Source organism: Williamwhitmania taraxaci (genome assembly GCF_900096565.1).
Classification (GTDB): Bacteria; Bacteroidota; Bacteroidia; order Bacteroidales; family Williamwhitmaniaceae; genus Williamwhitmania; species Williamwhitmania taraxaci.
Window position 1 is genome coordinate 1 of sequence record NZ_FMYP01000079.1, and the last position, 7935, is coordinate 7935.

Consider the following 7935-nt stretch of genomic DNA (forward strand, 5'->3'; position numbering starts at 1 on the left):
GTTACGGTTTTTATTGTTGCAGGCTTCCAAAAAAGGAAGTTGCAAACCATAGGGGGAGCGAAAAACGGAAGAAGTGACGCAAAGAAGGGCTATGTCGAACCAAAAAAATGGCAAAATATCCACCAAGCAAACCTAAATACGCTAAGATTTAAAACCTAGCAATCGACCTGCGGATTTAAGGTAATAGTTGAATTTTACTTGATAAATGTGCAGCTACACTGTAAACCATTTTAAATATTCGTCTCGTTGTTTTATGTTTGTGTGCGAGAATCGTGGTAATTGGTATTAGAAATAGTATTACGACCAAAATTAATTTAAACCGGCTCATTACATTACCCCCCATCCGTCTGGGTTTACTGTTATTAAGTCTTGTAATTTGCTACTTCATTGCGGTATGCCTTGCGTTAGCGACAAAACTCTTTGACAAGACATTGAGTGGAACATTGGCTCGTGGAGCTTGGGGACATGTGAAGCACTCACAATCACCAAAACAAAACAAAACGCATACCTCGTAAGTAATTATTTACAATTGAACACACAGCATCGTTTTAAACCTTATTTAGTTCTTCCATTAATGCTTTTCGTTTAGGGTATTCTGCCCTCAAATGGGCAATGATTTCATTTGCTTTATCTCTGGCACCAAGTTTAATAATCTTTCGTATATACCGGCATGCATTCTGGTAATGATCTCTGCCCATACTGTTTTGCATGTATTTTACAACAGCATTTGCATACAATTCGGCTATCTCGTTTGCAAAATTTTCAGAAAGATATTTTCCGTAATGATCAATGGTATTTAGGTCAGGTGATTTTTTCACCAATTCTAAAAGCCTATCCCACCATTCTTCTTTAATAAAAATACTTGCCATCAAACGGGTATCCGGTCCATATTTTTTAGCTGAAATATCCTGTAAAATCTCTTCTAAAAATGCATTCCACTTTGCAGGACTCACCTGTTTCTTCAATATTTTATAATAATCCTGTTCATTTCGGAAATTGTCAATAAACAAGAACCGTGCATATTCAATTATTTTTTCGCTATCGTTTTGGGCTTGTACTATTTTCAGCAACCAGTCGTACCATTCGCTTACCAATCCTGGTTTGTCATTACTATCATAACTCACCCCGTCTTTTGCAAACGAAATGGCTTTATCATAGTTTTTATTATTCAATGCTTTCTGAATGGCTTCTCGCCTTAAATTAGAATTTGTAATATTCTGTTCGAGGTAGTTTTCAGCAGCATTTTCGCCTTTGGTTCTCAATAATATATCATACTTGATATGCTGTGCCTCCTCTTTGTTGTAATCAGCCAATTTAGCATTTTCAATTTGCGAAAAGATACGTTCTATTTCTTCTTCGGTTTTCAACAGAAGAGAAGTAATCCGCAACACACCAATATGCCAATCCCAATCCGCAAAGATATTCTTATCAAAAGCCACAAAACAGTATTCAATAATTAGCTTGCGGAGATCTTCGGAAGGGTTTTGCTGTGCTAACTTATAAAGCATTTCATAGGCACCATCAATACTTCCGCCAATATCGCCATTGCTGTCATCGGCATATTCCATAGCCACTACCATTTGTTCCATCACGGCGGTACATATCAGAAAAGCACTTTTATAGTTGTGGTTGTCTAGCTGCTTTTGAGCCGATGCTAAAAGGTTGTCGATGGCATTGCCTACCGCTGTCGATGCCGACCAATCTATAAAACCATCCCTATCGGCAGCAGTTTTAAGGATTGATTTTATTTGCTTTACATAAAGTTCTCTTGATTCGTCGGAGTTGTGTTGTGCAAACGATGATAAAAACAAATTCCTTAGCGGAGCATTGCCTGTGGCTTTTTCGCGGATAAACTGTTTAAGCTCTTCGTGTGTGGCTTTTTCGAGCAGCTCGTTTACCTGATCGGCAATAGTTTTAGGCTTTGCCGTTTTGGCAACCTTGCCTTTGGATGAGGCTTTTGTTATGGTCTTTAAATCCAGATCGTTCTGCTGCAAGTAAAAAATTACGGCAACCACATGTTTGCACACCGGACCCATATCGTAAGGACAATCGCAAACAGACTCGGTTACGATACCATTATTAAGTGTTAGCTGCACGGTATAATCGTCAGAGCCTTCGACTATGGCTTCGTACTCGCCTGGGCTTATTTCTTCGGGTTCGTGTACATACCCTTTTTTGAAATACGACAAACCGCGCTTAAGGATGGTTTCGTCGATATATTGCTCAAACTGGTTTAGTGGAAACTCCATAACTTACTCAATTTTTATACTATCAATCACTTTCATCAATCTATCTGTTTCCGTTAGCGCAACAATAATCTTTTGATAGTGTAGAATATCATCAAACTCCAACTTGCGTCCTTTACGGTCTTTGAGCCATTTTTGGGCTGGTTGATATCCGCCAATGTAAAAGTCCCATGCTACTTCGGGCACGTTGGCAAAATACTGTGTATCGTTAATATAAACACTACCTAAATTCCCCTCCCTTGGAGGGGTGGCCGCAGGCCGGGGTGGTTCATCCCCATACACCTGTTCAATATACGTTTCAACACTTTGCATTACTGCATTAATATTTTTTTTAACATCGGTATCTGAAACTCTAAAAACCTTTAGACCTAAAGTTTCTAAATATATTTGGCGTTGCTCGTCATATTCTACTTTATCATCATGGCTACTGCCGTCTATTTCGATTACCAGCCCAAGTGATTTAATATAAAAATCGACAATGTAGTTACCGATGATTCTTTGTCTGTCAAAATCAATATTGTGGAATTTATGTTGATGCACCTGTTGCCAAAAAAGCACCTCGGAGAGAATACCTTCTTTTCGCTTGTCTTTAGCCAACTGATTCAGGGCTGGATTATGTGGCAGATTATCGACAAAATTGCGTTTTATGGGGGTGTTGTTGATAATGGTGAGGAGTGTGTTGTTGGAATCGACCACCCCGCCCTTCGGGCACCCCTCCAGTGGAGGGGAATCGAAGCGTGGTTTTACAACCACGTTATCGCCATCTACTGGGTATTGAGTTATGTATTTATCAACGATTGGGCTCTCGAGTAGGTGTATTTGGCGTATTTCTCCGCCAAGCTTTACCAGCTGCCAAAAGGTAGCTGCGTCTTTCGGATACGGAACTCTAGGAAAGTCTATTTTCAGAAACTCTTTATATTTCTCCCTGTAAGTAGGACTGTGCAACACCGCATAGATATAATCCAACAGATCTATTGGAGCAAAGGTGGCCTCATCCCCCGCCTTCTCCAAAGAAGAAGGAGTTTTTTCATTAGTAAAAGTTAACCCTAATTTTTCGGCTATCTGTTTTACTATTTCAGGGTTTAGGTTGGGGGTTCTTTCCGAGTTGTTGTCAATTGTTTGTTGGGCGTTCGTTTCTTTATATAAATAAAGGGGAAATGCACAGCCTGTACCGAAAAGTTTGGCACTTGCCGTTATATTTCCTTCAAATATTTCATTGGTAATAAAACTATGTCTCCAATCTTGTGATGTTTGCCTAGGTACTATCAAACCCAGATTTGGTTTAAGTAAATGCTTCATTACATTATATCTACCATTGCAAACAAAACCATTTTGCTTACCAGTGTAAAAAGTTTTTCTAATATCAAATGGGCGATAATTTATGCTTTTCCAAGCATTCTTATTCTCAATATTTAGTTTTATATCTTCTTTTGCTCTGCTAATTTTCCAATCTCTTGCATCTTCAGTGCTGTATTTTTTGGCTATTTCCGTTTCCCCTAAATTTAAAAAATCATTGACAACAATTTTCAATGTATCATTATTAAAGTGTATTGTAATTGCATCGCGAATTGTTTCAATACCTGCTACATTGTCTCTAAACAAAGAATTAATACTGAAACCGTTTTCATACGTTTCAATCTCATCAAAATTTTTTGGAACAAAAAACAGATTGGGTTGAGTATATTCTAATTGTTTCCAATCCAATGATTTTACGGAATTCTCATTAAGGTATTCATATTTAAACTCTCTTTTTCCTTGAATGAATGAATGAAGGACTTGCCCCAGTTCATTTCTCTTTTTTTTGCCGGTTTTTATGAAAATATTTATTGAAACACCCTGCATAATATCGAACACATTCTGGTCGGGTGTGCCATCGGGGCAAATCTCTTTCTTCTTAGCATTACCGTGCAAATCGAGAATATAAATCTTGTCGAAACTTTCCAATAAATGCTTTCGCATTTGTCGGTGTGTAATACCATCTATAAAGCTGTTGTTCGAAATATAGGCCAAAATACCACTTCCGTTCTTATCAATATAATGTTGTCCGTAACGAATGAATTTTATGTAGTCGTCATCAAGGTTTATCTTACGTTCATTCAAGTCCCTTTTGTAATCAGCAATAAGGTTTTGAATCCATTCACTTTTATTGCTACTGCTTACGCTATAAGGCGGATTGCCCATAACCACCATTACGGGAGTATCGCGCTTAATGCGGTTGGCTTCGTTTGCTTCGGAACTCAACCAGCTGGCAAAAAGGGTTCCGGTATCGGGATGGCTTTCTTCTAGGCTGTTGGTGAGGTAAACTCTAATACGAGAACCACCCCGCCCTTCGGGCACCCCTCCAAGGGAGGGGAATTGAGCTCCCCGCCCTTCGGGCACCCCTCCAGAGGAGGGGAATTGAGCTCCCCGCCCTTCGGGCACCCCTCCAAGGGAGGGGAATTGATTGCCTGATGTTGGACGATAGCCTGTTTCGGTTAGCAGCAAATCGAGCTTAAGGTGTGCCATTGCGTAGCTTGCCATAAGTAGCTCAAAGCCATTGAGGCGCGGTAGTAGATGTGTTTCTACGTAGTTGCTCCAAATGCCTTGCTGCCCTTCAAACTTCTTATGAATTAGCTTAATGGTTTCGGCAAGGAATGTGCCGGTGCCGGTTGCGGGGTCTAGTATCTGCACTCTGTGTACCTCTTGCTCAATCTTTTTACCCTGTGCATCCACTTTTATGGTAGTTTTGCTGGTATCGGCGAGGCCTTGCGGCAGGTCGAACTCGGTTTTTAGAATATCGTCAACCGCACGTACAATAAAGTTTACAACGGGTTGTGGAGTGTACCATACGCCACGGGCTTTGCGCAGTGCTGGGTCGTACTCGCTCAGGAAGTCCTCGTAAAAGTGGATAATTGGGTCTTCCATTTTGGTTCCCTTGCCGTAATCTTTGAGAATTTCTTCCACATTGCACGCAAGGAATATATTCACCAAATCGTCCACAATCCATTTTATACGGTCGTCAACGTCGAGACCGGCTATGTATCCGAAAAGCTTTTTAAGAAAAGGGTTCGATTTGGGAATAAGCTCGTAGGCTTCTTGGCGCGAAAAGGTGGGCAAGGTAGGGTCGTGATACCGAGCCGCAAACATACCGTAGGCAATGGTTTGCGCATACACATCGGCAAACGACTTTGGGGTTATGTCGTGGATAAGAATTTGCTTAAAGGCGTTCATTTGATCCTTAAGCGTGCTATCCTCGTTGTTGATATTGTCGCTGGAAAGCGATTTTTCAATTACATCGGAAAGCAAACGGGCTTTGCCCGCCATCATTCCCGATAGCTTCTTCGAACTCTTTATTGTTTGCCCGTAAGTGCTGCAAAAGTTCCTTATGAGGTTCTCAAATTGCACAAAGTTTTCGGGAAGAGGTTTTATATAACCACCCCGCCCTTCGGGCACCCCTCCAAAGGAGGGGAATGTAATCTCGGCAATGGCAATTTTGGTTATCAGTTGCCCGTCGCGGTAAAAGTTAAATTGTATGTAATCGGTAAATATCAGGTTATTTAACGATGCCCGGTATCTATCGAACTGCTCCTTGTGTCCAGTTTTCTTTGTTCCTTCGAGGTCTTTATCGCCAATGTCTTTTGCTTCAATAAATCCAACAGGAATGTCCTTTTTGGTAAGGATATAATCGGGTGCACCGCACTTTTGACGCTTAGGTTCGTTGGTTGCACGTATTTCGGGTAATAAACTCTCAATCAGCTGTTGCAGATCGCCACGAAAAGTATGCTCGGTTGCATTGCCTAATTTGTAGCGTTGATTTATGTTGTCTATGTATTGTTCTATTGTCATTTTATACAAATACGTTTCTATCAATTACAAATATATCAATTCCCACAGGTGCGTAGGCACGAAAATAGTTCTTTTACGAGATGAGGCATCAATTTATATGTTGAAGTTTGCAAAGCAGTGAAAAAGAATCGTTCGGAGAGTTTAGAAACCGCCCAAACCTCCCCTAACCCCTCTAAAGGAGAAGGGATTTCTTTATAGCTGATGGGCCGTTGGGCTGCCCATAAAAAGGAACCCCGCTCGTGCGGGGTTCTTCGTTGCTATGTGCGGGTGAGGGAAACGTTTAGTGTGGCACGCTCGCCATGATTTATGGCCAGTGAGATCTCGTGAGTAGTGTAGCCGTTCTTGGCTGCGGTTACTCTGTATATACCCGGAAGAATGGACTTAATGCTAAATCCCCCGCCAGCGGCGCTAAGTTTCACTAGAATTACCAGTCCCTTAGCATCGGTAAAGGTAAGGGCGACACCCGCTATACCATTGCCAGTTTCGGAATCAACTACCCTACCGCTTACGGCAAGCGAACGAGTACCGGTTTCGATAACCTTCCGAGCACCATAGTATCCGTTGTAAAAATCGGAATCGGTGAGCTTGGTGGTATCTACCAAGGTATCGATCTTATCGAGAATACCATCGGCCTTATCGTATAGCTGCACCAAACCCACATTTATTTGCTTGGCACCTACACTATTGAGCCGGAGCGATGGAATGGCCGTTTCGTAATCGTCGATACTCTTCTGAAAATTGGCCACGGTAGCGGAGGTGATGCCGTAAACATCAAGCGCGGTAAGGTTGGCCTCAATGCGCTCGTTGACGATCCGGCTCAGCTCGCAAAGTTCTACCTCCGAACACCGCCTCAAATCGGTTTCGGTGATATTAGCCTCCTCCATCAGCACCACATTATTCGTGTTGAGGGCGTAGGCCTTGAGCTTTCGAGCAGTGTCTGCCGTGGTTGTTTCCAATGTTTGGCGCAGCGTGCCCTTTACAATTCCTTTTCCAGAAGTGCTCAACATCTTCTGGTCGATATTGGCATCGATATCTACGACGCAAGCGTTGAAATTGCTGACTTCGGCCGCTAAACCAGGAACACGGCTAACAATTTCGGGATGGGCATTCAAGTAGCTTTTAACAGTTATATTCCGTTTCTGCTTTGCTACCAATCGATTTCTCATAATCTATCGGATTAGTGAAACAAAAAAAAGAAATAAATAGGGTATTAATACGAGGTAAGTTACGAACTTCGAAAATACAAATCACAATTTTTTGCAAATATTTTCAGCTAATATGTAGATTGCTAGTATTTAAAGGCAGTGTAAGAAAAGATGCTTTGGCATAATAGTATAATTTAGCGACCATCTGGCCCAACCGTATTTCCCGACCACACGTTGCAAGCCTCACCTGGATAAAACAGAGAAAAAGCATAGCACTGCCTAGACTCCTGTGCGATCATTTGCTTTGGGCACAACAAGGGTGCGAGGACGTGCCATCCGGCGGCCACGGCTTGCAGAAATCGTTCATGGCAGTGTTGCAGTATGGGCAACATGCTCCTGCCACCGCACTATGCGCTTGGTTTGGCTGCGGTGGTGCTACCTTACTGCTATAGGTTTGGGTGGGTGCATTAGCAATGGTTTGCGGCACGCGCACAGCATAGTCGCACGAGCGGGGTATCGGTAGTCCTTGCTACCTTGGAGGTAGCCTTTGTTTTAGGATCTATTGCGGTTGCATAGCAGTTAGTGTCGGATGATTCCACTGTCGATGCCAATGTTTAGCTGTAACTTCCTATTGCTTGACTGTCAGTGGTCGTTGTTTCCACTGTCGATTGCCATTGCTTAGCTGTCGATTGCCATTGCTTGACTGTCGATTGCCATTG

General features: G+C 42.1%; 3 protein-coding genes. All 3 read right to left on the bottom strand.

The window, feature by feature from the left end:
• Positions 1-548: 548 nt before the first annotated feature.
• The gene (locus BLS65_RS15230; RefSeq protein WP_092440543.1) at positions 549-2249 is read right to left on the bottom strand and encodes an SWIM zinc finger family protein; all 1701 of its coding nucleotides are present in this window, start codon (positions 2247-2249) and stop codon (positions 549-551) included.
• A gap of 3 nt (positions 2250-2252) precedes the next feature.
• On the bottom strand, positions 2253-6071 hold the full coding sequence (locus BLS65_RS18655; RefSeq protein WP_212590571.1) for a type ISP restriction/modification enzyme: 3819 nt from the start codon (positions 6069-6071) through the stop codon (positions 2253-2255).
• 257 nt (positions 6072-6328) lie between these two features.
• Positions 6329-7237: a carboxypeptidase-like regulatory domain-containing protein gene (locus tag BLS65_RS15250; RefSeq protein ID WP_092440545.1), complete on the bottom strand. Its 909-nt coding sequence runs from the start codon at positions 7235-7237 to the stop codon at positions 6329-6331.
• Positions 7238-7935: the final 698 nt, after the last annotated feature.